General features: G+C 67.4%; 26 protein-coding genes and 1 riboswitch. Of the genes, 12 read left to right on the top strand and 14 right to left on the bottom strand.

Going from position 1 to position 25,983, the window contains the following annotated elements:
• The first annotated feature begins 3 nt into the window (after positions 1-3).
• Entirely contained in the window at positions 4-969 is a 966-nt protein-coding gene (locus NF876_RS17615) for a homoserine kinase (RefSeq protein ID WP_262270081.1), read from the top strand.
• The gene (gene rnhA / locus NF876_RS17610) at positions 966-1,433 is read left to right on the top strand and encodes a ribonuclease HI (protein WP_262270080.1); all 468 of its coding nucleotides are present in this window, start codon (positions 966-968) and stop codon (positions 1,431-1,433) included. Before NF876_RS17615 ends, rnhA begins: the two co-directional genes overlap by 4 nt.
• 225 nt (positions 1,434-1,658) lie before the next feature.
• On the opposite strand, the gene NF876_RS17605 is transcribed toward rnhA, so the two are convergent.
• Complete coding sequence (locus NF876_RS17605) at positions 1,659-2,141, bottom strand: peroxiredoxin (protein ID WP_262270079.1); 483 nt, start codon at positions 2,139-2,141, stop codon at positions 1,659-1,661.
• A 41-nt stretch (positions 2,142-2,182) separates the two neighbouring features.
• A complete protein-coding gene (locus tag NF876_RS17600) occupies positions 2,183-2,998 on the bottom strand; it encodes a protein-disulfide reductase DsbD domain-containing protein (protein ID WP_262270078.1) in 816 nt (271 codons plus the stop codon).
• Between the two features lie 106 nt (positions 2,999-3,104).
• On the opposite strand from NF876_RS17600, the gene NF876_RS17595 reads away from it, so the two are divergent.
• Positions 3,105-3,716, top strand: a complete 612-nt coding sequence (locus NF876_RS17595) for a YqgE/AlgH family protein (RefSeq protein WP_262270077.1) — start codon at positions 3,105-3,107, stop codon at positions 3,714-3,716.
• A 12-nt stretch (positions 3,717-3,728) separates the two neighbouring features.
• Here NF876_RS17595 and NF876_RS17590 read toward each other — a convergent pair whose 3' ends face one another.
• From NF876_RS17590 to thrC, 3 genes are all read right to left on the bottom strand, one after another.
• Positions 3,729-6,608, bottom strand: a complete 2,880-nt coding sequence (locus NF876_RS17590; RefSeq protein WP_262270076.1) for an EAL domain-containing protein — start codon at positions 6,606-6,608, stop codon at positions 3,729-3,731.
• A gap of 201 nt (positions 6,609-6,809) precedes the next feature.
• Entirely contained in the window at positions 6,810-8,093 is a 1,284-nt protein-coding gene (locus tag NF876_RS17585; RefSeq protein WP_262270075.1) for a M16 family metallopeptidase, read from the bottom strand.
• Positions 8,090-9,505, bottom strand: a complete 1,416-nt coding sequence (gene thrC, locus NF876_RS17580; RefSeq protein WP_262270074.1) for a threonine synthase — start codon at positions 9,503-9,505, stop codon at positions 8,090-8,092. The genes NF876_RS17585 and thrC overlap by 4 nt, the downstream gene beginning before the upstream one ends.
• 138 nt (positions 9,506-9,643) lie before the next feature.
• On the opposite strand from thrC, the gene NF876_RS17575 reads away from it, so the two are divergent.
• A complete protein-coding gene (locus NF876_RS17575; protein ID WP_262270073.1) occupies positions 9,644-10,000 on the top strand; it encodes a hypothetical protein in 357 nt (118 codons plus the stop codon).
• Here the strand turns inward: NF876_RS17575 and NF876_RS17570 are convergent.
• The 8 genes from NF876_RS17570 to coxB all read right to left on the bottom strand — a co-directional run bounded on the left by NF876_RS17570 (position 9,983) and on the right by coxB (position 16,622).
• Positions 9,983-10,747, bottom strand: coding sequence for an SURF1 family protein (locus NF876_RS17570; protein ID WP_262270072.1), 765 nt, complete (start codon positions 10,745-10,747; stop codon positions 9,983-9,985). The two genes, NF876_RS17575 and NF876_RS17570, sit on opposite strands and share 18 nt — an antisense overlap.
• Positions 10,747-11,115 carry a DUF983 domain-containing protein gene (locus tag NF876_RS17565; protein WP_262270071.1) on the bottom strand — a complete coding sequence of 123 codons (369 nt, stop codon included), beginning with the start codon at positions 11,113-11,115 and terminating at the stop codon, positions 10,747-10,749. The genes NF876_RS17570 and NF876_RS17565 overlap by 1 nt, the downstream gene beginning before the upstream one ends.
• 216 nt (positions 11,116-11,331) lie before the next feature.
• Complete coding sequence (locus tag NF876_RS17560; RefSeq protein WP_262270070.1) at positions 11,332-12,195, bottom strand: cytochrome c oxidase subunit 3; 864 nt, start codon at positions 12,193-12,195, stop codon at positions 11,332-11,334.
• Between the two features lie 68 nt (positions 12,196-12,263).
• Positions 12,264-12,854: a cytochrome c oxidase assembly protein gene (locus tag NF876_RS17555; protein WP_262270069.1), complete on the bottom strand. Its 591-nt coding sequence runs from the start codon at positions 12,852-12,854 to the stop codon at positions 12,264-12,266.
• 7 nt (positions 12,855-12,861) lie between these two features.
• On the bottom strand, positions 12,862-13,023 hold the full coding sequence (locus tag NF876_RS17550) for a cytochrome c oxidase system small membrane protein (RefSeq protein WP_262270068.1): 162 nt from the start codon (positions 13,021-13,023) through the stop codon (positions 12,862-12,864).
• 4 nt (positions 13,024-13,027) lie between these two features.
• Complete coding sequence (locus tag NF876_RS17545; RefSeq protein ID WP_262270067.1) at positions 13,028-13,984, bottom strand: heme o synthase; 957 nt, start codon at positions 13,982-13,984, stop codon at positions 13,028-13,030.
• A gap of 131 nt (positions 13,985-14,115) precedes the next feature.
• A complete protein-coding gene (gene ctaD / locus NF876_RS17540) occupies positions 14,116-15,735 on the bottom strand; it encodes a cytochrome c oxidase subunit I (RefSeq protein WP_262270066.1) in 1,620 nt (539 codons plus the stop codon).
• A gap of 29 nt (positions 15,736-15,764) precedes the next feature.
• On the bottom strand, positions 15,765-16,622 hold the full coding sequence (coxB, locus tag NF876_RS17535) for a cytochrome c oxidase subunit II (RefSeq protein WP_262270114.1): 858 nt from the start codon (positions 16,620-16,622) through the stop codon (positions 15,765-15,767).
• Positions 16,623-16,948: 326 nt separating this feature from the next.
• Here coxB and NF876_RS17530 point away from each other — a divergent pair, with 326 nt between their 5' ends.
• Entirely contained in the window at positions 16,949-17,461 is a 513-nt protein-coding gene (locus tag NF876_RS17530) for an invasion associated locus B family protein (RefSeq protein WP_262270065.1), read from the top strand.
• Between the two features lie 27 nt (positions 17,462-17,488).
• Positions 17,489-18,070, top strand: a complete 582-nt coding sequence (locus NF876_RS17525; RefSeq protein WP_262270064.1) for a hypothetical protein — start codon at positions 17,489-17,491, stop codon at positions 18,068-18,070.
• A gap of 406 nt (positions 18,071-18,476) precedes the next feature.
• On the opposite strand, the gene NF876_RS17520 is transcribed toward NF876_RS17525, so the two are convergent.
• Positions 18,477-19,781 carry a hemolysin family protein gene (locus NF876_RS17520; protein WP_262270113.1) on the bottom strand — a complete coding sequence of 435 codons (1,305 nt, stop codon included), beginning with the start codon at positions 19,779-19,781 and terminating at the stop codon, positions 18,477-18,479.
• Positions 19,782-19,950: 169 nt separating this feature from the next.
• Positions 19,951-20,042: riboswitch (glycine riboswitch) on the top strand.
• 155 nt (positions 20,043-20,197) lie between these two features.
• Between NF876_RS17520 and gcvT the strand changes: the two genes are divergently transcribed.
• The 6 genes from gcvT to NF876_RS17490 all read left to right on the top strand — a co-directional run bounded on the left by gcvT (position 20,198) and on the right by NF876_RS17490 (position 25,825).
• Positions 20,198-21,346 (top strand): glycine cleavage system aminomethyltransferase GcvT, encoded by a 1,149-nt coding sequence (gene gcvT, locus NF876_RS17515; RefSeq protein ID WP_262270063.1) that lies wholly within the window; start codon positions 20,198-20,200, stop codon positions 21,344-21,346.
• 24 nt (positions 21,347-21,370) lie between these two features.
• A complete protein-coding gene (gene gcvH / locus NF876_RS17510) occupies positions 21,371-21,745 on the top strand; it encodes a glycine cleavage system protein GcvH (RefSeq protein WP_262270062.1) in 375 nt (124 codons plus the stop codon).
• 125 nt (positions 21,746-21,870) lie between these two features.
• Positions 21,871-22,347, top strand: coding sequence for an OsmC family protein (locus NF876_RS17505; protein ID WP_262270061.1), 477 nt, complete (start codon positions 21,871-21,873; stop codon positions 22,345-22,347).
• A 21-nt stretch (positions 22,348-22,368) separates the two neighbouring features.
• Complete coding sequence (gene gcvPA / locus NF876_RS17500) at positions 22,369-23,709, top strand: aminomethyl-transferring glycine dehydrogenase subunit GcvPA (RefSeq protein ID WP_262270060.1); 1,341 nt, start codon at positions 22,369-22,371, stop codon at positions 23,707-23,709.
• Complete coding sequence (gene gcvPB, locus NF876_RS17495; RefSeq protein ID WP_262270059.1) at positions 23,709-25,355, top strand: aminomethyl-transferring glycine dehydrogenase subunit GcvPB; 1,647 nt, start codon at positions 23,709-23,711, stop codon at positions 25,353-25,355. Before gcvPA ends, gcvPB begins: the two co-directional genes overlap by 1 nt.
• Before the next feature lie 50 nt (positions 25,356-25,405).
• Positions 25,406-25,825, top strand: a complete 420-nt coding sequence (locus NF876_RS17490; RefSeq protein WP_262270058.1) for a GNAT family N-acetyltransferase — start codon at positions 25,406-25,408, stop codon at positions 25,823-25,825.
• The last annotated feature ends 158 nt before the right edge of the window (positions 25,826-25,983 follow it).

The raw sequence follows: 25,983 nt of genomic DNA, 5'->3' as shown, positions 1-25,983 counted from the left end.
GCGGTGGCGGTCTATACGGAAGTCAGCGACGAGGAGCTGTCGGCATTCCTCGATACCTACGACATCGGCACGGTGCTCTCCTACAAGGGCATCGCCGAGGGCGTGGAGAACACCAACTATTTCCTCCACACCACGAAGGGTTCCTACATCCTGACCCTCTACGAGAAACGGGTGCGGGAGGACGATCTGCCCTTCTTCCTCGGCCTCATGCAGCATCTGGCCCTGAGGGGGCTGAACTGCCCGCTGCCGGTCAACAACCGCCGGGGCGAGCCCCTCGGGCGCGTGGCCGGGCGGCCGGCCGTGATCATCACCTTCCTCGAAGGCATCGCGATCCGCCGTCCCACGGCGCAGCATTGCGGGGCCCTCGGCGCCGCCTTGGCGAAGCTGCATCTGGCCGGGCAGGATTTCACGATGCAGCGGCCCAACGCCCTCTCGCTCGAGGCCTGGGCGCCGCTCTTCGCCCAGGCCGAGGCGCAGGCCGACACGGTCTCGACCGGACTCGCCGAGCGCACGCGGCGCGAGCTCGCGAGCCTCGCGGATTCCTGGCCTCGGGGCCTGCCGTCCGGGATCATCCATGCGGACCTGTTCACCGACAACGTGTTCTTCATCGGGTCCGAGGTGTCGGGGCTGATCGACTTCTACTTCGCCTGCACGGACGCCTTCGCGTACGACGTCGCGATCTGCCTCAACGCCTGGTGCTTCGAGAGCGACGCCTCGTTCAACCTGACCAAGGGACGGGCCATGCTGGCGGGCTACCAGTCGGTGCGGCGCCTGGAGCCGGACGAGGTCGAGGCCCTGCCGATCCTCTGCCGGGGCTCCGCCATGCGCTTCATGCTGACCCGCCTGGTCGACTGGCTCAACGTGCCGCCGGGCGCGCTCGTCAAGCCGAAGGACCCGCTGGAATACGACCGCAAGCTCAACTTCCACCGCCATGTGAAGCATGCCCGCGAACTCGGGCTCGCCGCATGAGCGGGGCGGAGCGCGTGATGATCTACACGGACGGCGCCTGCTCGGGCAATCCCGGGCCGGGCGGCTGGGCGGCGATCCTGTTCTTCAAGGGCAGCGAGAAGGAGATCTCCGGCGGGGAGGCCCACACCACCAACAACCGCATGGAGATCCGCGCGGCCATCGAGGGCCTGAACGCCCTCAAGCGGTCCTGCGCGGTCGATCTGTTCACGGATTCGCAGTATGTGCGCCAGGGCATCACCCAGTGGATGCACAACTGGAAGCGGCGCGGCTGGCGCACCGCGGACAACAAGCCGGTGAAGAACGAGGACCTCTGGCGCGAGCTCGACGAGGCCGCGTCCCGGCACGACGTGGCCTGGCACTGGGTCAAGGGCCACGCGGACGATCCGACCAACATCCGGGTCGACGAACTCGCCGTGGCGGCGATGAAGCCGTTCAAGAGCCAGGGCCGCGGGGCGCGCGTCTGACCTTTTGCTTCGGGCGCCGCGCTTCACCGTATCGGGATCACCGGGACGAGCCCGGTGATGACAGCGGGAGGATGATCGTTCGGTTCGCGCTCCACCCTCCGCACGTCATGGCCGGCCTTGTGCCGGCCATCCCGATCCGGAAGGGCGCGGCGCCTCTCAGAAGCGGGATCACCGGGACAAGCCCGGTGATGACGTGGAGGGTGAAGGTCCATTCCTGGAGAAGGATCAGAGATCCTTCAGGATGTTCTCGGCGCCGGAATGCTGCGCCTTGGAGGGGGCGTCCTCCACGTTGATCGCCCGGACCACGCCGTCGTCGACCACCATGGAATAGCGCTGCGAGCGCGTGCCGAGGCCGAAGCCCGAGCCGTCCATGGACAGGCCGATGGCCTTGGCGAAATCGGCGTTGCCGTCGGACAGGAACTCGATGCCCTCGGCTCCGGAAGCCTTGCTCCAGGCATCGAGCACGAAGACGTCGTTGACCGAGGTGACGAGGATCGAATCCACGCCCTTGGCCCGGATCTCGTCCTTCTTCTGCACGTAGCCCGGCAGGTGGTTGCGATGGCAGGTCGGCGTGAAGGCGCCGGGCACGGCGACGAGAACCACCTTGCGGCCCTTGAACAGGTCGTCGGTCGTCTTGGCGACCGGCCCGTCGGGCGTCATGATGCGGAAGGTGACCTGGGGAAGGCGTTCTCCAACCTGGATGGTCATGGGCATGTGTCTCCGAAGGAATGCCGTTGAATGCTCCATCCCTAGCGCGGCAATCCATTCGCGTCGAGGCTGACCTCCGTCTCGACGGATTGTCCCCCGGCCACCAGGGTCAGGCGCAGGGGAACGGCCGCCGCGGCCTCCTTGGGCCTGTCCTCGACGGTGACCGTGAAGCGGTTCGCGTCATCGGGCACGGAGGTCGAGACGATCCAGTTCTCCGGCCCCTCGGCGAACAGGGAGGGCTTGGTGCCCTCCGGGGCGCGGACGGTCACGGAGAAGGCGGGCTTGCTCTGCGTCATGGGCTCGACGGAGAGCACCGCCAGATCCGACGGGGCTCCCAGGGCCTGCGGACGGGGCACCTTCGCGAGCGCCGCCGCGATGGCGGCCCGGTCCTGGCCGCCGGCGGTCAGGTCGAGGCTCAGGTCGGCGCGGGCCGGGATGCAGATGTCCTTGCACACCCCGTATTCGGCCGCCAGGGCGAGCCTGACCGGCTTGGTCCCGTCCTTCGCCCGGACCAGGACGGGCAGCACGACCTTCTTGCCGTAGACATAGGCCACGCCCGCGGCGTCCTCGTGCCGGTCGGGGGCGGGATAGCGGATCTCGGCGCCGGCCACGTTCTCGGAACCGGCCCAGTCGAAACGGGGCGGCAGGCCGGAATCGCCCGGGTTGCGCCAGTAGGTCTTGAAGCCCTGGTCGAGGGTGATCTCGATCCCGGCAAGCCAGACGTCGCCCTGCTGGCCTCCGGAGATCAGGCGGGCGCGGGAGTGGAAACCCTGGGAGGAGGCGGGCTGTGCGACGATGGCATGAACGGGCAATAACAAAAAAATAGCCACTGACGCGGCGCGGAACATGAATGCCATGGAACTGACACCTCCCTGACGCGCTTCCTTTATGCATTTATCTTCGGGCCCGCCATCCACGATCCTGTGATCGGGGGCTTGGGTCCGGCAAGGCAGAATTTAGCATATGGGCTCTTACCTTCCTCCCTACGACGCCGGATCCCCTTACCTGGACGGGCAGGTCCTCGTGGCCATGCCGGGCATGATGGACGAGCGCTTCGCGCGGTCCGTCATCTATATCTGCGCCCATTCGGCCGAGGGAGCCATGGGGATCGTCCTCAACCGGCCGGCCGCCAACCTGAACATGCCGGACCTGCTGGTGCAGCTCGAGATTCTGCCCGAGGCGGAACGCATCCGGCTGCCGCGGAAGGTGGGCGCCATGCAGGTGCTCATGGGCGGGCCCGTGGAGACCAGCCGGGGCTTCGTCCTCCATTCCCCGGACTTCCACCTGGCCCAGTCGACCCTTCCCATCGACGACAGCATCTGCCTGACCGCGACCATCGACATCCTGCGCGCCATCGCGCGGGGCGACGGGCCGGAGAACGCGGTGCTGGCGCTGGGTTATGCAGGCTGGGGCGCCGGGCAGCTCGAGATGGAGCTGCAGGCCAACGGCTGGCTCAACTGCCCGGCCGACGCGGAGCTGATCTTCAACACCGCGGCCGACCTGCGCTACGAGATGGCCCTGCGCCGGATCGGCATCGAGCCGGCCATGCTGTCGATGGAAACCGGCCACGCCTGAGGCAAGACCCTCTTACGCCGCCGCCGGGGCCGCGCCGACGAGCTGGCGCGCCTGAAGGGTCGACATCGGCTCTCCGAAGACCGGTCCCTGGGCGTACTCGCAGCCGAGCTGGTAGAGCTCGATCACCTCGGATTCGCTTTCCGCCCCCTCGGCCACGATCTCCATGCCGAGCTCATGGGCCATCTTGACGATGGAGCGCAGGATGACCGGCTTGCCGGAGCCCATCAGGCGCACGAAGGACTCGTCCACCTTGATCGTGTCGAACGGGAAGCGCTGCAGGTAGGAGAGGGCGGAGTAGCCGGTCCCGAAATCGTCGAGCGAGAGGCCCGCGCCGAGATCGCGCAGGCGCGTGAGCATCTGGGCGGAATATTCCGGGTTCTCCATCACGAGGCTCTCGGTCATCTCGATCTTGAGCGTGCCGGGAACGACCCCCGTGCGGGCGACGACCGATTTCACGTCCTGCAGCAGGTCGTGGCGCAGCAGGTGATGGCTCGACATGTTGACGCTGGCGAAGATCGGCGGCTCGACCTCGAGGGCGTTCTGCCAGGCGGCGAGCTCGCGGCCGGTCTGCTCCAGCAGGAAGACACTGAGCTTGATGATCAGCCCGGTCTCCTCGGCGATCGACATGAAGTCCTCGGGCCCGATGCGTCCGAGCCGCGGATGGTCCCAGCGCAGCATGGATTCGAAGCCCGCGATGGTCCGGTCCTCCAGGCGCACGATGGGCTTGAACAGCACGCGCATCTCGTTGCGGTCGAGCGCGTGGCGCAGGTCCGTCTCCATGGTGAAATGGTCGCTGCGGTCGGAGCGCATGGTCGGCCGGAAGACCTCGATCCGGTCGCCGCCGTGGCGCCGGGCATGGGCCATGGCGATCTCGGCGTTGCGCAGCACCTCCTCGCGCCGCGCCGCGATCTGCGGATCGTAGAGGGCGATGCCGATGGACGCGGTGAGGAAGATCTCGCGCTCGGCATAGGTGAACGGCGTCGTCACGACGCGGCGGACCATGTCGGCGAAGGAAATGATGCGGTCGGGCTCGCGCTCCGAGAGCAGGATGATGGCGAACTCGTCGCCCGAGATGCGTGCGAGCGTGTCCTGCGGCTTGAGCAGGCGGCTCAGGCGGCGGGACAGGGTGAGCAGCACCGAATCGCCGGCGGCATATCCCGCCGCGGCGTTCGCATCCTTCAGCTTGTCGATGTCGACGACGAGCACGGTGGGACGCAGGGCATCGTCCTGGCCGGCGAAGGTGAGGGCGGCCTCCAGCCGGTCGTAGAAGAGCTGCCGGTTCGGCAGGCTTGTCAGGTTGTCATGCACCGCGTCGTAGAGCAGGCGCTCTTCGGCGGTCTTGCTGTCCATGACGTCGGCCAGGGTCCCGACGATGCGCAGCACCTCGCCGTCCGAGCCGATCACGGGCCGCGCCTTCAAGCGGAACCAGTGGTGCGCGCCGGAGGCCGAGCGCAGGCGGAAGTCCTGGGTCAGCCGGCCGCGGCGCTGCTCGATCACCGCATCCAGGGCGAGACGGTACCGGTCCTTGTCGAAGGGATGGATCAGGTCGAACCAGGCGGAGGCGGGTCCTTCCAGCGAGCCGCGCTTCAATCCGAGCTGGTGCTCGACCTCGGGGCTGACGAAGATGTTGTCGGAGACCACGTCCCAGTCGAACACGATGTCGCCGGCGCCGGTGAGGGCCAGGGCCCGGCGTTCCGTGTCGTTCACGAAGCCGCGGGTGAAGGCGCCGCCCGCGAAGGCGTGCTGCATGACCGTGAAGCCGATGAGCATGACGACGAGAACGAGGCCGCCGACGAGGGCCGGGGGCACGAGGTCGGACGTGAGCTGGCCGACGACCGTGAAGCTCGCGGCCGTCACCCAGGCGACCAGGAGGAGCCAGGTGGGGACCAGCATCACCGCGCGGTCGTAGCCGTGCGTCGCCAGATGGATCACGAGGACGAAGCCGATGCCCGCGACCGCCGCGATCGACATGCGGGCGACGCCCGAGGCCACCGGCGGATCGACGATGGCCAGCGCCACCATGGCCCCGAGGAACAGCAGCCAGAAGGCGGTCACGTGGCTGTAGCGCACGTGCCAGCGGTTGAGGTTGAGATAGGCGAAGAGGAAGACCAGCAGCGTCGCGGAGAGCACCGCCTCCGCGCCGGCGCGATAGATCTGCTCGGTCGCCTCGCTGATCGGGAAGATGCGCTGGAAGAAGCCGAAATCGATGCAGGCATAGGCCAGCACCGCCCAGGCCAGTGCCGCGGCGGCCGGGAAGATCAGGGCGCCCTTCACCACGAACACGATGGTCAGGAACAGGGCCAGCAGGCCCGCGATGCCGATGATGATGCCCTTGTAGAGGGTCAGCCCATTGACCCGGTCCTTGTAGGCGTTGGCATCCCACAGGTGGAGCTGGGGCAGGTTGTTGGAGCGCAGCTCCGCCACGAAGGTGACGGTCGTGCCCGGATCGAGGGTGATGAGGAAGATGTCCGCATCCGCGCTGTCGTCCCGGTCGGGCCGGATGCCCTGGCTGGCCGTGATCGCGGCGATCCGGGTCGCGCCCAGATCCGGCCAGAGAACGCCGGAGCCGGTGAGGCGGAAGTGCGGCGCCACCAGAAGGCGGTCGACCTGTTCGTCGGTGTCGTTGGTGAGCGCGAAGACGATCCAGTCGGGCCGGGTTCCGGCCTCGCGCGCCTTCACGGCGATGCGCCGGACGATGCCGTCGCGCCCCGGCGCCGTGGAAATCCTGATCTCGTCCCCGTCCGAGTTGTAGCGCTCGATGGCCGGGGTCAGGTCGATGGCCTTCATCTTGGGATCGACGCGGACGGATTCCACCGCCCGGCCGGATGACGGAAAGGCCAGCCCCAGGAATGCCGCCAGAAGAAGGGTTATGGCGAAAGATACGATCCGCAATGCTTCGGTCTTTCGTCCGGTACTAAAACAATGGAACAGGATTGGTACCGGTCAGGAGCCTTGAGAGCAAGCTGGGGCCGGAGGAGCCCGTCACTTGTCCGCAGGACTCGTTTGTTATCGTTACTATGTGGCCATGAGGCCCGTTTGCGGCGGGATTGAGGAGAAACAGCCGTGACCATGGGGAAGGTCCGGCTAAAAAATTCAGGCCCGCAGCGCCGAGGCGATCTCGTCCAGGGAGGGCAGCTCCTTGATCGGGCCGATCGCCGCCAGGGTCGGGGCTCCCTGCAGAAGCCGGCGTCCGGCCTCGCGGACATGGTCGACCTCGAGGGCATCGACCTTGCGGACGATCTCCTCGCTCGCCACCACGCGGCCCCAGGACAGGAGCTGGCGCGCGACGCGCTCGATCCGGCCGCCCGGCGTCTCCAGGGCCGTCAGGAGCGCGACCTTCATCTGCGCCTTGGCGCGGATGAGCTCGATCTCGCTGATGTCGCGGGTCGCCTGCGCCATGCAGGCGAGGGTCACGTCCATGAGTTCGCGCACGTCCGAGCCCGCCGTTCCGGCCCCGATGCCGAAGAGGCCGCAATCGGAGAAGGGCCAGTGGAAGGAATCGATCGAATAGGCGAGGCCGCGGGTCTCGCGGACCTCGTGCCACAGGCGCGAGGTCAGGCCGCCGCCGAGCATGTGGGCGAAGAGGTGGACGGCGTAGTAGCCGGGGTCCTTGAACGAGAGGCCCGGCAGTCCGAGCACCAGGTTGGCCTGTTCGAGCTTGCGCGCAATCCGCCTCTCGCCGCCCGCGTAGCGCCCCTGTTCCGGCTGCCGCGGAGCAACGGCCGGCATCCCGCCGAACAGGCGTTCCGCCAGGTCGACGATCCGGGCGTGCTCCACGTCGCCGGCCGCGGCCAGCACCATCTTGCCCGGCGTGTACTCGCGGGCCAGGAAGGCGCGGATCGTCGCCTCGTCGAAGCTCCTGATCGTCTCCGGCGTGCCGAGGATCGGCCGCCCGACCGCCTGGTTCGGGAACGCCGTTTCCATGAACGCGTCGTAGATCAGGTCGTCGGGCGTGTCCTCGACGGCGGCGTATTCCTGCAGGATCACGCCCTTTTCGCGGGCGAGCTCGCCCGCATCGAAAGCCGAGTTGATCAGGATGTCGCCCAGCACGTCGAGCGCGACGTCCACGTTCTCGCCGAGGACGCGGGCCGTGTAGCTCGTGTATTCGACGCTGGTGGCGGCGTTGATGTCGCCGCCCACGTTCTCGATGTCCTCGGCGATCCGGCGCGCCGAGCGGCGGGCCGTACCCTTGAAGGCCATGTGCTCGATGAGGTGCGAAAGACCGTGCTCGTGAGCCTCCTCATGGCGCGAGCCGGTGCCGACCCACACGCCGAGCGTCGCCGTGGCGATCGCGGGCATCCGCTCGGTGGCGACCATCAGGCCGTTGGACAGGGTCGTGATCTCGATCCGCTTCTCGTGGACGAAGTGCTGGTTCATGCGGCCGCGCCTTTGACCGCCCGCGCGCGCTCGCGGATGAAGCGCTCGACCGCAGCCTGGTCGTTGGGAAGAACCGTGAAGCTCTCCCTGCGCTCCATCAAATCAGCCATGTGCGGCGGAAGTGCGGGGCGCAGGCCCGTGGCGCGCTCGACCGCATCCGGAAATTTGGCCGGATGCGCGGTGGACAGGGCCACGACGGGAGTTCCGGGGTCCTGCTCGAGCAGCGCGCGGGCCGCGCGGGTGCCGACGGCGCTGTGCGGGTCGAGCACGTAGCCGGTGGCGCGATAGGTTCCGGCCATCTCGGCCATGACGCTGTCCTCATTCACGGCCCGGGCCGAGAACTCCTCGCGGATGCGGGCAAGCGGCTCGGCCTCGATCATGAAGGCGCGCGACTGGGCGAGGCTTGCCATCAGGCGGCGGATCGCCCCGCCGTCCCGGCCATAGGCCTCGAACAGCAGGCGTTCGAAGTTGGAGGAGATCTGGATGTCCATGGACGGCGAGGTCGTGGGTTCCACGCCCTTGATCTCGTAGGAGCCCGAGCCGAGGGTGCGGGCCAGGATGTCGTTGGCGTTGGTGCCGATCATCAGCTGCCCGACGGGAAGGCCCATGCGCTTGGCCACCCAGCCGGCCAGGATGTCGCCGAAATTGCCGGTCGGCACCGAGAAGGAGACCGGGCGGTGAGGGGAGCCCAGCGCCACGGCGGCCGTGAAGTAATAGACCGCCTGCGCGGCGACCCGGGCCCAGTTGATGGAGTTCACGCCCGAGAGCTGCAGCTCGTCGCGGAAGCGGGCATGGTTGAACATGCCCTTCACCATGGCCTGGCAATCGTCGAACGTGCCCTCCACGGCGAGCGCGTGGACGTTCGGCGAGGCCACCGTGGTCATCTGCCGCCGCTGCACGTCCGAGACCCGGCCATGCGGGTAGAGGATGAAGATGTCGACCTGGTCGAGGCCCTTGAACGCCTCGACGGCGGCGCTGCCCGTGTCGCCCGAGGTCGCGCCCACGATGGTCGCGCGGGCGCCGCGGGCCTTGAGCACATGATCCATGAGCCGGCCGAGGAGCTGCATGGCCACGTCCTTGAAGGCGAGCGTGGGGCCGTGGAACAGCTCGAGCACGAAGAGATTGTCGCCGAGCTGGGTCAGCGGGCACACGGCCGCGTGACGGAAGGCGGCGTAGGATTCGTCGATCATGCGGCTAAGATCGGCGTCGGGAATGTCGCCGTCGACCAGCGGGCCGAGCACGGCCTTGGCGACCTCGGCGTAGGGCCGTCCGGCAAAGCCCCGGATCGCATCCCGGGACAGGGCCGGCCAGTGGTCCGGCAGGTAGAGCCCGCCGTCCCGGGCGAGGCCGGTCAGCAGGGCATCGGCGAAGCCGAGCGCCGGGGCTTCCCCCCGGGTCGAGACATGGAGCACGGTGGATCTCCTGGAAATTCGGCCGGACATTAGGGGGAGCGGCCGGTTGCGGCAAGCCGCATCGGGCCGCACCGGGCGGACTTCGTCCGCGAAATCTGTTATCGTGTTGCCGTCACAGCCCTCGGCCAGGATGGTCCCATGCCCATGACCCGCATCGACTGGATCCTGCTGCCGATCCTGCTGGCCGTGCTGGGCGGGGCCGTCCTGGGGGCCTATCTCATCGCCGGCTTCCTGGGCCTGGGCGTCCTCGGCCTCGTCATCGGGGTCATGGCCCAGCGCATCGAACTGGAGAAGGACGGGGCCACCAGCAACGTCATGACGACCTCGCTCTACGCGCAGCAGATCGAGGCCCAGGAGACCATGACCCGGGCCGAGCGCGCCGAGCGCCGCGAGGAGACGCGGGTCCTGCTGAAAATCCTTTCCATGGCGAAGATCGTCAGCGCCGGGTTCGTGATCCTCGGTTTCGGGCTCTTCTTCCTATTCCAGCTCGGCTGAGGCCGGCTCCTTCAGCCGCCGCCAGGCGAAGGCCGTGAAGACGCCGATCAGGGTGAGGGCGATCCCGAACCAGGTGACGGCATATTGCAGATGGTTGTTCGGCAGGGTGAGCGGGGTCAGGCCGCCGCGGGGCCAGCCGCCCGGATTGGGGCTCCCGTCCGCGTCGATCAGGAACGGCGCGACGCGCGCGAGCCCGTGGGCGGCCGCGATGGCCTGCGGGTCGCGGGCGAACCACTGGTTCCGGCCGGGATCGTCCTTCGGGGTGAAGGTGTTGCGCGCCTCCGGCGCCCGCACGAGCCCGGTGAGCGTCACCTCGCCGGCGGGCTGGCTCCCGGGCCGGCGGGCCGGATCGCGCAGGTCCATGGGCACGAAGCCCCGGTTGACCATCACGACGGATCCATCGGCGAGCTTCAGGGGCGTGACCAGGTAATAGCCCTGGAGCGGCGCGCCCTGGCGGTCGCCGGGGGCGAGGCCATAAACGGGGGCTTCGAAATCGTGCAGGAAGGTGCCGGTGACCCGCACCTTGCGGAACTCGTCCTGGTCGGCCCGCCAGGCAGGCCAGTCGGCCTCGGGCACGATGGGGTCGGGCTCGCCATAGGCCCGGGCCTCGATCTGGGCGATCAGGCCTTCCTTCCAGGCCTTGCGCTGGAGCTGCCAGGTGCCGAGACCGACGAGAATGGCGAGCGCGACGAGCGCCGCCAGTCCCGGGACGATCAGCGAGCGGGCCTTGTGAGACGGGGCAGTCACTAGTGGAAGCGCCCTTCCTCGGCCTTGTGGTGGTATTGCAGGTTGACCAGCACGCCCTTGAGCGGCCGGACCAGGATGAGGCTGAGAACGATGCTCAGGGCCGTCCACATGACCAGATGGAGCCAGATCGGCGGGGAATAGGCGAACTCGACCCAGAGGGCGAGGGCCACCACCACGATTCCCACGAAGGACATGACGAAGAAGGCCGGGCCGTCGCCCGTATCGGCGAAGGCGAGGTCGAGGCCGCAGACCTCGCATTGGGGCCGAACCCTCAGATAGCCCTGGAAGACATGTCCCTTGCCGCAACGGGGGCACAGGCCCTTGAGGCCGGTGAGGATGGGCGAGGGGGCGGACGGATCATGGGCCACGGCGATTCTCCAGAGGGTTGCCGGTCAACGAACTCTCCGGGCGTTGGTGCCGGAGGGGCTCAAAAAGCGAAGGGCGGCCTTGTGAGCCGCCCCTGCTGCTAGAGCATCGGACCCAAAAGTGGTTCCACTTTTGGGTCCGGATCTGATGCTCAGTCCCTCAGGCGGCGCATCGTTCCGCGCGGCCCTCCGGGCCCGCACGATGCGCGAGGAGCGGGCTCAGTGGCCGCCGCCGGCCGCCGCGCCGCCGTAGCCCCACACGTAGATGGCCGCGAAGAGGAAGAGCCACACCACGTCGACGAAGTGCCAGTACCAGGCGGCGAACTCGAAGCCGAGATGCTGCTTGGGCGTGAAGTCGCCGCGATAGGCGCGCAGCAGGCAGACCGCCAGGAAGATCGTGCCGATGATCACGTGCGCGCCGTGGAAGCCCGTCGCCATGAAGAAGGTGGCGCCGTAGATGTTGCCTTTGAACCCGAAGGTGGCGTGGCTGTACTCGTAGGCCTGGACGCAGGTGAAGATCGCCCCCAGGAGCACCGTGAGCCACAGGCCCGCCTTGAGGCCCTGGCGGTCGTTCTCCAGGAGCGCGTGGTGCGCCCAGGTGACCGTGGTGCCGGAGGTGAGCAGGATCAGGGTGTTGAGGAGGGGCAGGTGCCAGGGATCGAAGGTCTCGATGCCCTTAGGCGGCCACACGCCGCCGAGGGCCTCGACGCGCGAGTAGAGCTGCGGGTCGCCGGCATAGAGGGCCGCGTCGAAATAGGCCCAGAACCAGGCCGCGAAGAACATCACCTCGGAGGCGATGAACATGATCATGCCGTAGCGGTGGTGGAGCTGCACCACGCGGGTGTGGAAGCCGGTATTGGCCTCCTTCACCACGTCGGTCCACCAGCTCAGCATGGTGTAGAGCACGCCGATGATGCCGGCGCCGAAGATGAAGGGGCCGAGATGCATCCCGGCGATGGCGATGTCCTTCCACCAGGTCACGAACCCGGACGCCATCAGGAAGGCGCTGACCGCGCCGACGAGCGGCCACGGGCTCGGTTCAAGAATGTGGTAGTCGTGGTTCTTGGCGTGGGCCTCGGCCATTTCGTGTCGTCTCCGTGCCTCGAATGTGAACTCGCTTTAAGACGTTTCCGCTTAAGTTGTCACGTCCCTTATTGAGCGATGGGTTTGGTGGAAGATGTCACCTCCGCGACCGGCTTGCCCCCCTTGGAGGGGAAGTAGGTGTAGGAGAGGGTGAGGGAGGTCAGGTCCTTCACGTCGCCGTCCTCGACGAGGCGGGGATCGACGTAGAACACGACCGCGGATTCCAGGGTCTCGCCCGGCTGCAGGGTCTGCTCCGTGAAGCAGAAGCATTCGAGCTTGGAGAAGTAGGTGCCGGCGAGATCCGGCTGCACGTTGTACGTCGCGATGCCCGTGCTCGGCTTGTCGCCGGTGTTGGTGACCTTGTAGTAGACCGTCGTGGTCTCGCCGAGCCGGACCGTGACCTCGGGCTTCTCCGGCGCGAAGCGCCAGTTCAGGCCGGGCGCGACATTGGAATCGAAGCGGATTGCGATCGTCCGGTCCATGATCTCCGAGCCGTTGGCGTCGCGCACGATCGGCGTGCCACCGAAGCCGGTGACCTTGCAGAAGAGGTCGTAGAGCGGCACGGACGCGTAGGCGAGGCCGACCATTCCGACGACGATTCCCACGCAGGCGAAGGCCGTGCGGTGCATCTTGCGCTGGAGGTTGGTGGTGTCTGCCATGGGGGCCTCACAGGGGACGCTGAAGGACGCCCGGCCCGAGCTTCACGAGCGTGATGGCGAAGAGCAGGATGCAGAAGGCGGCGAGCGTCAGGGCCAGGGCCACGGAGCGCCTGCGGCGGCGCTTCTGCTCCTCCGGGTTCAGGCGGACGTAATCGATGCGGTCCTTCATCCGACTACCCCAGCACCGGGCGGAAGAAGCCGAAGCCATGCTCCGCGAGCAGGGTCGCGAAGAGCAGGAAGAGGTAGAGGATCGAGAAGCCGAACAGTTGCTGGGCGACGCGCATGGCCGGCTCGCCCTGGCGCAGGCGGTAGACCTGCACGGCGAGCGCCAGCATGCCGAGGCCGCCGATCAGCGCGATGATCGCATAGGCCAGGCCGCCGAAGCCGAGGGCCACGGGAGCGAGGCCGAGCGGGGCCAGGAGGATCGTGTAGGCCAGGATCTGGAAGCGGGTGGAATCGGGCCCGGCCACGTTCGGCATCATGGGGATGCCGGCACGCTCGTAATCGCCGGACTTGACCAGGGCGAGCGCCCAGAAATGCGGCGGGGTCCACATGAAGATGATGGCGAACAGCACGACGCTGTCCCAGGCGACGTGGCCGGTCACGGCGGCCTGCGCGACGATCGGCGGGAGGGCGCCGGCGGCGCCGCCGATGACGATGTTCTGCGGCGTCGTGCGCTTCAGCCACATGGAATAGACGACCACGTAGAAGAAGATCGTGAAGGCGAGCAGCCCGGCCGCGAGCCAGTTGCTGGCGAGCCCCAGGATGATCACCGACCCGGCCGCGAGAGTCACGCCGAAGGCCAGCGCCTCGCCGGGCTGGATCTTGCCGGCCGGGATCGGGCGCTTGCGGGTGCGGGTCATGACGGCATCGATGTCCGCGTCCCACCACATGTTCAGGCATCCCGACGCGCCGCCCCCGATGGCGATCATCAGAAGCGACACGAAGGCCACCACCGGATGGACGTCGGGATGGCTCACGACCATGCCGACGAGCGCCGTGAACACGACGAGAAACATCACGCGCGGCTTGAGAAGGGCGAAGAAGTCGGACACGTCGCCCTGCGAGAGGCCTGCCGTGGCAAGGGGCTCTGCGTGGTTCTCGGCCAGACTGTTCGACATGGTGCTCATCACTGGTGATCTTCCGAAATGCCGGGACGAGGCCGAATAGGCCTCCGGATGGTCGGCTCCTCGCCGGAGGGCTTGACATGCCAAGCCCTCTGGGGAGGAGCGGGCGGCGCGATGCCGCCCACTCGTCGGTTTTAGTGCCCGGTGTCGACGACGCGCGGCAGCGTCTCGAACTGGTGGTACGGAGGCGGGGAGGACAGGGTCCATTCCAGCGTCGTCGCACCCTCGCCCCACGGATTGTCGGCAGCCCGCTCCTTGCGGATGAAGGCATAGACCACGCCGAACATGAAGATGAAGAGGCCGGCGAAGAAGATGTAGGAGCCGATCGAGGAGACCAGGTTCCAGCCCGCGAAGGCATCCGGATAATCCGCGTAGCGGCGCGGCATGCCGGACAGCCCCAGGAAGTGCATCGGGAAGAACAGCACGTTGGCGCCGATGAACGCGACCCAGAAGTGCAACTGGCCGATCCACTCGGGCATCACGTAGCCGGTGATCTTCGGGAACCAGTAGTAGATGCCCGCGAAGATCACGAAGACCGCGCCGAGCGACAGCACGTAGTGGAAGTGGGCCACCACGTAATAGGTGTCGTGCATGTAGCGGTCGACGGGAGCGTTCGCCAGCACGACGCCGGTGACGCCGCCGACCGTGAACAGGAACACGAAGCCGACGGCCCACTGCATGGCCGCCGTGAAGCGGATGGAGCCGCCCCACATGGTGGCGATCCACGAGAAGATCTTCACGCCGGTCGGAACCGCGATCACCATCGTGGCGAACACGAAGTAGGCCTGGGTCTGGAGCGAGAGGCCGACGGTGTACATGTGGTGAGCCCACACGACGAAGCCCACGACGCCGATCGCCACCATGGCGTAGGCCATGCCGAGATAGCCGAAGATCGGCTTCTTGGAGAAGGTCGAGATAATGTGGGACACGATGCCGAAGGCCGGCAGGATCATGATGTACACTTCGGGGTGGCCGAAGAACCAGAACAGGTGCTGGTAGAGCACCGGATCGCCGCCGCCCGACGGCTCGAAGAAGGTCGTGCCGAAGTTGCGGTCGGTGAGCAGCATCGTGATCGCGCCCGCGAGAACCGGCAGCGACAGGAGCAGCAGGAACGCGGTCACCAGCATGGCCCAGGCGAACAGCGGCATCTTGTGCAGCGTCATGCCCGGGGCGCGCATGTTGAGGATCGTGGTGATGAAGTTGATCGCGCCGAGGATCGAGGCGGCGCCGGCGAGGTGCAGGGCCAGGATGCCGAAGTCGAGCGCGGGTCCCGGATGGCCGGTGACCGAGAGCGGCGGATAGACCGTCCAGCCGCCGCCGAAGCCGAGCGAGCCCGGAGCGCCCTCGACGAAGAGCGAGCAGAGCATCAGGCAGAAGGCCGAGACGGTGAGCCAGAACGAGATGTTGTTCATCCGCGGGAAGGCCATGTCGGGCGCGCCGATCATGATCGGGATGAACCAGTTGCCGAAGCCGCCGATGAGCGTGGGCATCACCATGAAGAACACCATGATGAGGCCGTGGCCCGTCACGAAGACGTTGAAGGCCTGCGGGTTGGAGAAGAACTGCAGACCCGGCTCCTGGAGCTCCAGGCGCATGCCGATCGACAGCAGGCCGCCGACGATGCCGGCCGTGAAGCCGAAGATGAGATAGAGCGTTCCGATGTCCTTGTGGTTCGTGGAGTAGAACCACCGGCGCCAGAAGCTCGGAAGGTGATCGTGGTGATCCGCGTGAGCGGCATCAGCTGCATGTGCCATGATGAGACCTCTGTGGTCCTTCTTAACAATTACTGAGCGGTCGCGAACTTGAGCGGAGCGGAGCCCTCGGTCGAAGCATACTTCTGCTTCGCCTCGGTCAGCCAGGCGGCATATTGCTGCTCGCTCACGACGCGGATTTCGATCGGCATGTAGGGGTGGCCGTTGCCGCAGAGCTCCGAGCACTGGCCAAAGTAGACGCCTTCCTTCTCAGCCTTGAACCAGGTCTCGTTCAGGCGGCCCGGGACCGCATCGACCTTGATGTAGAAGGACGGCATGGCGAAGGAATGGATCACGTCCGCGGAGGTCACCTGCATCCGCACGACCTTGCCGACCGGCACCACCATGGCGTTGTCGGCGCCGAGCAGACGCGGCTGATCGGGCTTGAGGTCCTTGGCTTCGGTGATCATGTTCGAATCGAACTTGAAGCCGCCGCCCTGATCGGCCGGGTACTCGTAGCCCCAGTACCAGGAATAGCCGGTCGCCTTCACGACGATATCGGCCTGCGGCGGCACGAGCTGCTGGCGCAGGAGACGGAAGGACGGAATGGCGATCGCCACGAGGATCAGGACCGGAACGATGGTCCAGGCCACCTCGAGGAGGGTGTTGTGGGTGGTCCGCGAGGGGACCGGGTTCTTGTTCTCGTTGAATCGGGCGACGATCACGAGGAGCAGCGCCAGCACGAACAGGCAGATCGCGGTGATCAGCCAAACCAGGTAGGTGTGGAAGTTGGACACGCTCTGTCCCAACTCGGTCACCATCTCCTGCATGCCGGTTTCCCATGGGGAAGGCCGGCCGGCGGCGGCCCACGCCTCACTTATGCCCAACACAAGTGCGACCGCTGCCGTGGAGAGGGCGGTCACCGATCGACGTCCAGTCTCGATCCGCATCGGCGTTCCAAAGCTCCTAAAGATGTGATGGCCCAGGGCCATGAAAGCATCGGGGAAGGCGCGGGCGTGCGGAAAGCGGTGCCCGGCTTGCGCCATCACCTTTGATCTGCGTCAAAGATCACAGGACGCGGTGAAGCGCAACGGTAGAAGCGTTCCAAACTGTGCGTCATAACCGCCAAAACGCATTTCGGCCCGCCGATCGGCCCCTCTCGCTTGACATCGCGCCCCCTGCCATGGTCCCAACGGGCCAACATGGGACGTGGAAGCGGCGGCCGGCCGCGACCCTCTGGCAGGCTTAACAGCAGGGTTAACAGATGGAGAAACCGATGGGCGCATCGCGGTGGGCTCGCCATTGGGCGGCGGCAATCCTGGGGCTGTCGGCCCTGTTCGGGGCCAGCGGCGCCAGCGCTCAGGGCATGGTCAAGAACACCTTCGGCGAGTGGCAGATGCGCTGCGAGACGCCGGCCGGCGCCACGGCCGAGCAATGCGCCCTCGTCCAGAACGTGGTCGCCGAGGACCGGCCCAACGTCACGCTCGTGATTATCGTGTTGAAAACCGCCGACGGCAAAAGCCGCCTCCTGCGCGTGGTCGCGCCCCTTGGTATTCTGTTGCCGTCGGGCCTGGGCCTCAAGATCGACCAGACGGATATCGGCCGTGCCGGGTTCGTCCGCTGCCTGGCCACGGGATGCGTGGCCGAGGTCGTGATGGAGGAGAGCCTGATCGGCCAGATGAAGTCGGGTCAGGCGGCCACCTTCATCGTGTTCCAGACGCCCGAGGAGGGGATCGGCATTCCCGTATCCCTGAACGGATTCGCGGCCGGGTTCGATGCCTTGCCGTAAGCGGTGACCAAGAACGTGGGGGCGAACATGAGAGAAGGATGGGGCCGGAAGGCCGGGTGGACGTTTGCCGTGGCCGGCCTGGTGGCTCTGGCGGGCTGCGGCGCGCCGGGAGGAGGCGGGCTCGGCATGGGCGACATGCTGCTCACCGCCGGCACGACCCAGGCGCCGGCTCAGGCCCGGACGGTGCAGCTCGACGACGTCTATTGTCCGGCCGTCGAGGTCGTGGACGGCGGCTCCGCCATCCAGGTTCGCGGCGGCGGGGAGGCGGGTTCCGTCCGGAGCCAGATCTCCCTGGGCGACCTGGCCCGCGAATGCATCGGCCAGCCGGACGGCTCGACCCTGGTCAAGGTCGGCATCGAGGCGCGGGCGCTCATCGGCGTCGGCGGATCGGCCGGCCGCTACGACATCCCGGTCCATATCGTGGTGAAGGACGGGTCGACGGTCTTCGCCAACCGGTCCCGCCGCGTGGCGGCCGCGATCCCGGCGGGTCAGACCCAGACGACCGTGTCGGTGGTCGAGGAGGGCATCGTCGTGCCCGCCTCGTCGGCCAACGATTTCGAGATCGAGGTCGGCCTCGGTGGCGCGCCGGCCCGGGGTCGCCGCGGCTGAAGCATCGGACCCGAAGGGCCGCGTCAGCGACCCTTTCCACGACCCTCCGATGTCATGGCCGGGCTTGTTCCGGCCATCCCGATCCGGTGAGGCGCGGCGCTTCAGACCATCGGGATCACCGGCACAAGGCCGGTGATGACGTGGCGAGGTGGTCTGGGCCGGCACCAACACCCTCCCACGTCATGGCCGGGCTTGTGCCGGCCATCCCGATCGGAAGAGCGCCGCGCTTCACCGTATCGGGATCACCGGGACAAGCCCGGTGATGACGTGGAGACTGTCAGGATCCGTATCCTCAGGCGGCTAGCGCATCGGACGGACCCAGAGGGCCGCCTCATCCGATGCGCCGGTCAAGAGAGGGAGCCTCGGATGAAGCCCAAATGTCGTGTCCACTTTTCCGCACGATGCGCTAGTACAGCGCGGCAGCGCCCGCCCGCTGGTTGAGCGGGGCAGCCAGGACCTTGTCGATCCTCCGTTCGTCGAGATCGATCACCTCGAAGCGCCAGCCGAGGGTGTCCACGTGCTCGCCCGTGTTGGGCAGATGCTGGAGCTCGCTGATCACCAGGCCGCCGACCGTGTGGTAGCTGCGGGTCTCCGGCAGCGTGACGCCCAGAACCTCGGCCATTTCGTCGACCGGCATCGATCCGGCGAGCAGCCAGGAGCCGTCGTCGCGGCGGACGGCGTCGGGTTCCGGCGCCTCGCCGTCGGACCGGAACGCGCCCACGATGGCCTCCAGGGCGTCCGCCGGGGTCACGACCCCTTCGAAATGCCCGTATTCGTCGTGGACGATCGCCATCGGGACCTCGGCGTCGCGCAGGGTCGCGAGCGCATCGAGGGCGTAGAGCGTATCGGGAATGACCGGCGCCTGCTGAACGTGGCCGCGGATGTCGAGGGGCTGGCCCGACAGCAGGGCCGCCAGGAGCTCCCGCGACTGGACGACGCCGATCACGTTGTCGGGCGTGCCCTCGCTGACCGGCAGGCGGGAATGCGGGGTCTCGATCAGCAATGCGCGGATGGAGTCCTCGTCGTCGTCGAGGTCGATCCAGTCCACGTCGGTCCGGGGCGTCATGAGCCCGCGCACCGTCCGGTCTCCGAGGCGGAGCACGCCCGAGATCATGCGGCGCTCCTCCTCCTCGATCACGCCGGCGCTTTCGGCCTCGCCGACGAGCATCTTGATCTCCTCTTCCGTCACCGTCGTGCCGTCGTCGGACTTGGCCCCGAGCAGGCGGAAGATGAGGCTGGTCGAGGCGTTCAGGAGCCAGACGGCGGGCGCCGCGACCTTGGACAGCACCAGCATGAGGGGGGCCATGGTGCAGGCGATGGCCTCGGGGTTGCGCAGGGCGAGCTGCTTGGGCACCAGCTCGCCGATGACGATGGACAGATACGTGATGATGCCGATCACGAGGCCGTAGCCGAGGGGTTCGGCCACGCCCTCGGGCATGCCGCGGTCGAGGAAGATCTGGGTCAGCCGGTCGCCGAGGGCGGCGCCCGAGAAGGCGCCGGCCAGGATGCCCACGAGGGTGATGCCGATCTGGACCGTGGACAGGAAGCGGCCCGAATCCTCCATGAGGGTCAGGGCCGTGTTGGCTCCGGAGCGGCCCTGTTCGGCCATGGCCTTGAGCCGGGGCCTGCGGGCGGACACGATGGCGAGTTCGGATAGGGCAAAGACGCCGTTGAGGGCGACGAGAGCAAGGGCGATGATCAGTTCGAGCAACGATGCCAGGAGCTGCCGACCGGATCGGGCCGCGTTCTCCCCTTCTGTGAAAGATGGGCCTAACATGGAGCGTCGCGGCCCTGCCGTCAATTAAGGCAGGGAGTTATCCCGTGCGGCAGCCTGCTTTGTTGACAGGACCCGATTTCCTCTTCAGAGCTAAACCCAGCCGATGATCCCCGCGGAAGAGACCGGGCCCAAGAGCCCGGCGCCGAAGGCGCAACCGCCCCGGAAACGCTCAGGCCAAAGGACCGCGCGGGAGCTGGCACTCTGGAAAGCGGCGACGTTCCGACGTCGCCCACCGACGGGCGTAACCTGCCGCGAGAGCGGTCGGGGAAATCTCTCAGGTCTCGGGACAGAGGGGGCGCACAGCAACGGGCCGAAAGGCTCGATGGAACGCGCACCTTTGAGGGAATCCCATGGCCGAGCATGCGCCTAGCGACGAGCCGCTCCTGCAGACCCCGCTCCATGCCGAGCACGTGAGCCTCGGCGCCCGCATGGTGCCCTTCGCCGGCTACGCCATGCCCGTGCAATACCCGACCGGCATCCTGACCGAGCACAACTGGACCCGCGAGCATGCGGGCCTGTTCGACGTCTCCCACATGGGCCAGGCCTTCCTGGTCGCCGAGGACAAGAGCCACGAGACCGTCGCCCGCGCGCTCGAGGCGCTGATCCCCGCCGACGTCCTGAACCTCAAGCCGAACCAGCAGCGCTATTCGCAGCTGCTGGCGGAGGACGGCGGCATCCTCGACGACCTCATGGTGACCCGCGTCGGCGCCCCCGGGCACGAGGGCTGGCTCTACCTGGTGGTGAACGCCTCCATGAAGGAAGCCGACTATGCCCATATCGAGGCCCGGCTGCCCAAGAGCGTCAGCCTGAAGCGCAAGGACGATCTGGGCCTCATGGCCCTCCAGGGCCCGGCCGCCGAGGCCGTCCTGGCCAAGCTCGCCCCCGAGGCCGCCGCGCTGCCCTTCATGATGTCGGCGGACGTGCAGATCGACGGGATCTGGTGCCATGTCTCCCGCTCCGGCTACACCGGCGAGGACGGCTTCGAGATCTCCTGCCACGGCAACGATGCGCCCACGCTCTGGACCAGGCTCCTGACCGACCCGGAGGTGAAGGCCATCGGCCTCGGCGCGCGCGATTCGCTCCGGCTCGAGGCCGGCCTGTGCCTCTACGGCCACGACATCGACACCACCACGTCGCCCATCGAGGCGGGCCTGAACTGGTCGATCCAGAAGCGCCGCCGCGAGGAGGGAGGCTTCCCCGGGGCGGAGCGGGTGCAGCGCGAGATCCGGGACGGCGCCGCGCGCGTCCGCGTCGGCATCAGGCCGGAGGGTCGCGCTCCGGCCCGCGAGGGAACCGTCATCACGACGCCGGACGGGCGTGAGGTCGGCCTCGTGACCTCCGGGGGCTTCGGCCCCACGGTCAACGGCCCGGTCGCCATGGGCTATGTCGCCAGGGACGTGTCCGCCGCCGGCACGGACCTCCATCTCATCGTCCGCGGCAAGCCGCTGCCCGCGAAGGTCGCGGCCATGCCGTTCGCCCCCCACCGCTACAAGCGCTGACATTTCAACGAGAGGGAATCCATCATGACCACGCGCTACACCAAGGATCACGAATACGTCCGCGTCGAGGGCGACGCCGGCATCGTGGGCATCTCCGACTACGCTCAGGGCCAGCTCGGCGACGTGGTCTTCGTGGAGCTTCCGAGCGTCGGCAAGACCCTGTCGAAGGGCGACGAGGCCGCCGTCGTCGAGAGCGTGAAGGCGGCGAGCGAAGTCTATGCCCCGGTCTCCGGCGAGGTGGTCGAGGTCAACAGCGCGCTCGAGGCTTCCCCGGGCACGGTGAACGAGGATCCGGCCGGTCGCGGCTGGTTCATGAAGATCCGCCTCACGGACCCGGGCGAGCTCGACGGCCTCATGACCGAGGAGCAGTACCAGGACTTCGTGAAGTCGATTTCGTAACTCCATCGGAGCCCGTCACGCCCCACGTCGTCACCGGCCCCGTGCCGAAGACGACCGAGAGGGACGGGACCGATCGGTTGGTTTCCCGGGATGGGCTCAGCGGATACTCAAGGTCGGGCAAGGCAATGGCACACGAATACACGGCCAGGGTGGCCTGGAAGCGCGGAGAGGGGGAAGCTTTCTCCGACAACCGCTACAGCCGCGGCCATGTCTGGCGCTTCGACGGCGGCATCGAGGTGCCGGGCTCCGCGTCGCCCTCCGTCGTGCCGCTGCCGCTCTCGCGGGAGGACGCCGTCGATCCGGAAGAAGCCTTCATCGCGGCGGTTTCCAGCTGCCACATGCTGACCTTCCTGTCGATCGCCGCCAAGAAGCGCTTCGTCGTCGACGCCTACGAGGACGAAGCGCTCGGAATCATGACCAAGAACGAGAACGGCAAGCTCTTCGTGTCCAGGATCACCCTGGACCCGCGAATCGAATTCTCCGGCGACAGGCTGCCGGCGCCGGAGCAGATCGCCGACATGCATCACCTCGCCCACAAGGAATGCTTCATCGCCAATTCCGTCCTCACGGAGATTGTCGTGGCGGGCATTCCCTCGCACTAACTCATCCAAGGTTTTTTGCCGATGCGCTATTTGCCTTTGTCCGACACCGACCGCGGCGAGATGCTCGCCCGGATCGGCGTCGATCACGTCGATGAATTGTTCGCCGACGTGCCCAAGAACCTGCTCCTCAAGGAGCCGGTGGATCTGCCGCGCCGCAAGGGCGAGCTCGAGGTGGAGCGGATCCTCTCCCGCATGTCCGCCAGGAACATCCCGGCGTCCTCGGTGCCGTTCTTCGTCGGCGCGGGCGCCTACAAGCACCACGTGCCGGCGACCGTCGATCACCTGATCCAGCGGTCCGAGTTCCTCACGAGCTACACGCCGTATCAGCCCGAGATCGCCCAGGGCACGCTGCAATATCTGTTCGAGTTCCAGACCCAGGTGGCGGCGCTCACCGGCATGGATGTGGCGAACGCCTCCATGTATGACGGCTCCACCGGCACGGGCGAGGCGGTGCTCATGGCGCACCGCGTCACCAAGCGCCGCAAGGCCGTTCTCTCCGGCGGCCTGCATCCGCACTATGCCGACGTGGTGAAGACGCTCTCCGACATGGCGAGCGACGAGACCGTCATCCTGGCGCCGGACGTGGCCGGCACCGAGGACATCCTCTCGCAGATCGACGACACGACCTCCTGCGTGGTCGTGCAGACGCCGGACGTGTTCGGCAACCTGCGCGACCTGAAGCCCATCGCCGACAAGGCGCACCAGCACGGCGCGCTGCTGATCGCGGTGTTCACGGAAGTCGTATCGCTCGGCCTGCTGACGTCGCCCGGCAGCCAGGGGGCCGACATCGTGGTGGGCGAGGGCCAGTCGATCGGCAACGCGCTGAACTTCGGCGGGCCTTACGTGGGCCTCTTCGCCACCCAGTCGAAATACATCCGCCAGATGCCGGGCCGCCTCTGCGGTGAGACGGTGGACGCGGACGGCAACCGCGGCTTCGTGCTCACCCTGTCGACCCGCGAGCAGCACATCCGCCGCGACAAGGCGACGTCGAACATCTGCACCAATTCGGGACTGTGCTCGCTCGCCTTCACGATCCACATGACCCTGCTCGGGGAGGCGGGGCTGACGCGCCTGGCGCGCATCAACCACGCCAACGCGGTGAAGCTCGCGGACCAGCTTGCAGGCGTGAAGGGCGTCGAGGTGCTCAACCGGACGTTCTTCAACGAATTCACCGTGAAACTCGCGAAGCCCGCCGCCGAGGTGGTGGAGCGTCTCGCCGAGAAGGGCGTGCTCGCGGGCGTGCCCGTGTCGCGCCTTCTGCCGGGGGCCGGCCTCGACAACCTTTTGCTCGTCGCTTCCACCGAAGTGAACACCGATGATGACCGCGCGGCCTTTGTGGCCGCCTTGAAGGAGGTTCTGTGATGTTGAACCGCCAGGGACGTCCCACCACACCCCAGGCCCACGGCGTGGCGGATCCCGCCGCCGGCATGGGCGATCAGGCCGCCCGCCTGCAGGGCGACGCCACCCGCGCGGCCGGACCCGCCGGCGGGTCTCACCCGACCTTCACCGGCAACAAGGCGCTGGCGCAGGTCGAGCCGCTGCTCTTCGAGATCGGCCGCACCGACACGACCGGCGTCGATCTCGACGAGCCGGAGGATTTCGCGCCGCGCCTCGGCGGACTGGAGCGCCGGGAGCCCATCGGCCTGCCGGGCCTCTCAGAGCCCGAGACCATGCGCCATTACGTGCGCCTCAGCCAGCAGAACTACGGCATCGACACGGGCCTGTTTCCGCTCGGCTCCTGCACCATGAAGCACAATGCGCGCCTCAACGAGCGCGTGGCGCGCCTGCCCGGCTTTGCCGACGTGCATCCGCTCCAGCCGGTCTCGACCGTGCAGGGCGCCCTGGAGCTGATGAACGAGCTCGGCCGCTATCTGGTCACGCTCACCAACATGACCACCGTGGCGCTGTCGCCGAAGGCGGGCGCCCATGGCGAGCTCTGCGGCATGATGGCGATCAAGGCCGCCATCGAGGCCAAGGGCGAGGGCGCGACCCGCAACGTGGTGCTGGTGCCCGATTCGGCGCACGGCACGAACCCGGCGACCGCCGCCCTCATCGGCTTCAAGGTGAAGCCGGTGCCGGCCCGCGAGGACGGCTGGGTGCACGTGGAGGACGTGAAGGAGCGGCTCGGCCCCGACGTGGCGGCGATCATGCTCACGAACCCCAACACCTGCGGGCTCTTCGAGCCGCAGGTGGCGGAGATCGCCAAGGCGATCCACGATGCAGGCGCCTATTTCTACTGCGACGGCGCGAACTTCAACGCCATCGTGGGCAAGGCGAAGCCGGGCGATCTCGGCGTCGACGCCATGCACATCAACCTGCACAAGACCTTCTCGACGCCCCACGGGGGCGGCGGCCCGGGCTCGGGTCCGGTGGTCCTGTCCGAGCGCCTCGCGCCCTTCGCGCCGGTGCCGTTCGTGCGCGCGGGCAAGGATGGGTTCGAGCTGGTGGAGCAGGAATCCGATGCCGCTGAAAAGCCCTTCGGCCGCATGACGGCGTTCCACGGCCAGATGGGCATGTATGTGCGGGCCTTGTCCTACATGCTCTCGCACGGCGCGGACGGCATGAAGCAGGCGTCCGAGGACGCGGTGCTCAACGCCAACTACATCCGGGCCGGCCTGTCGGACCTGCTGTCGCTGCCCTTCGGCGACAAGCCGTGCATGCACGAGGTGCTGTTCGACGATTCGTGGCTCAAGGACACGGGCGTGACCACCCTCGACGTGGCCAAGGCCATGATCGACGAGGGTTACCACCCGATGACCATGTACTTCCCGCTGGTGGTGCACGGCGCCATGCTGATCGAGCCGACGGAATCCGAATCGAAGTCGTCCCTCGACCTGTTCATCGCGACCCTGCGCGATCTCGCGTTTGCCGCGAAGAACGGCGACACCGAGCGCTTCACCGGGGCTCCCTACCACGCCCCGCGCCGCCGCCTCGACGAGACCCGCGCGGCGCGCAGCCCCGTGCTCAAGTGGACGCCGCCCGCCCCGGTGGCGGAAGCCGCGGAGTAATCGGCCGAATTCAGGCTTGAACGACGATTTAGTTGATATAGAGTTGCGCCATGACCATCATGGCGCCACCTCATTATGAGCTTGTCGCAGGCGTTCCTGACGTAGGCGATTACGTTCGCCTACGTCGGGTTGCAGGACTGAGCGAGCGAACGCCCGAGGCCGCGGCAGCTGGGCTGCCGAATACTTGGTTTGGCATTATCGTAAGGCACAAGGCCGAGATCGTCGGCATGGGCCGCATCATCGGCGACGGCGGATGCTCCTTTCAGATCACGGACATGGCTGTGGCTCCCGATCATCAGGGCAAAGGATTGGGGCAGTGCATCATGCAGGCATTGATCGACCATCTGAAGGCCCATGCTCCTGAAAGCGCTTATATCAGCCTGATCGCGGCATTGCGGGCACAGAGCCTTTACGAGCGCTTCGGTTTCAGACCGGTGCGAGGCTTAGGCATGACGATCGATCTGGGCTGAGGCTGCGAAACAGGGCGCCGCCGGGCGACATCCCCTCTCACGTCATGGCCGGCCCTGTGCCGGCCATCCCGATCGGAAGAGCGCGGCGCCTCACGGAAGCGGGATCACCGGGACGAGCCCCGGGGTGTGGCGGGGGGGGGGCACGCCGGCACCGCCCC

The sequence above is a fragment of the Microvirga yunnanensis genome, from assembly GCF_025460875.1.
The sequence above is the reverse complement of the archived record's forward strand: the minus strand, read 5'-3'. Positions and strand labels throughout refer to the sequence as shown.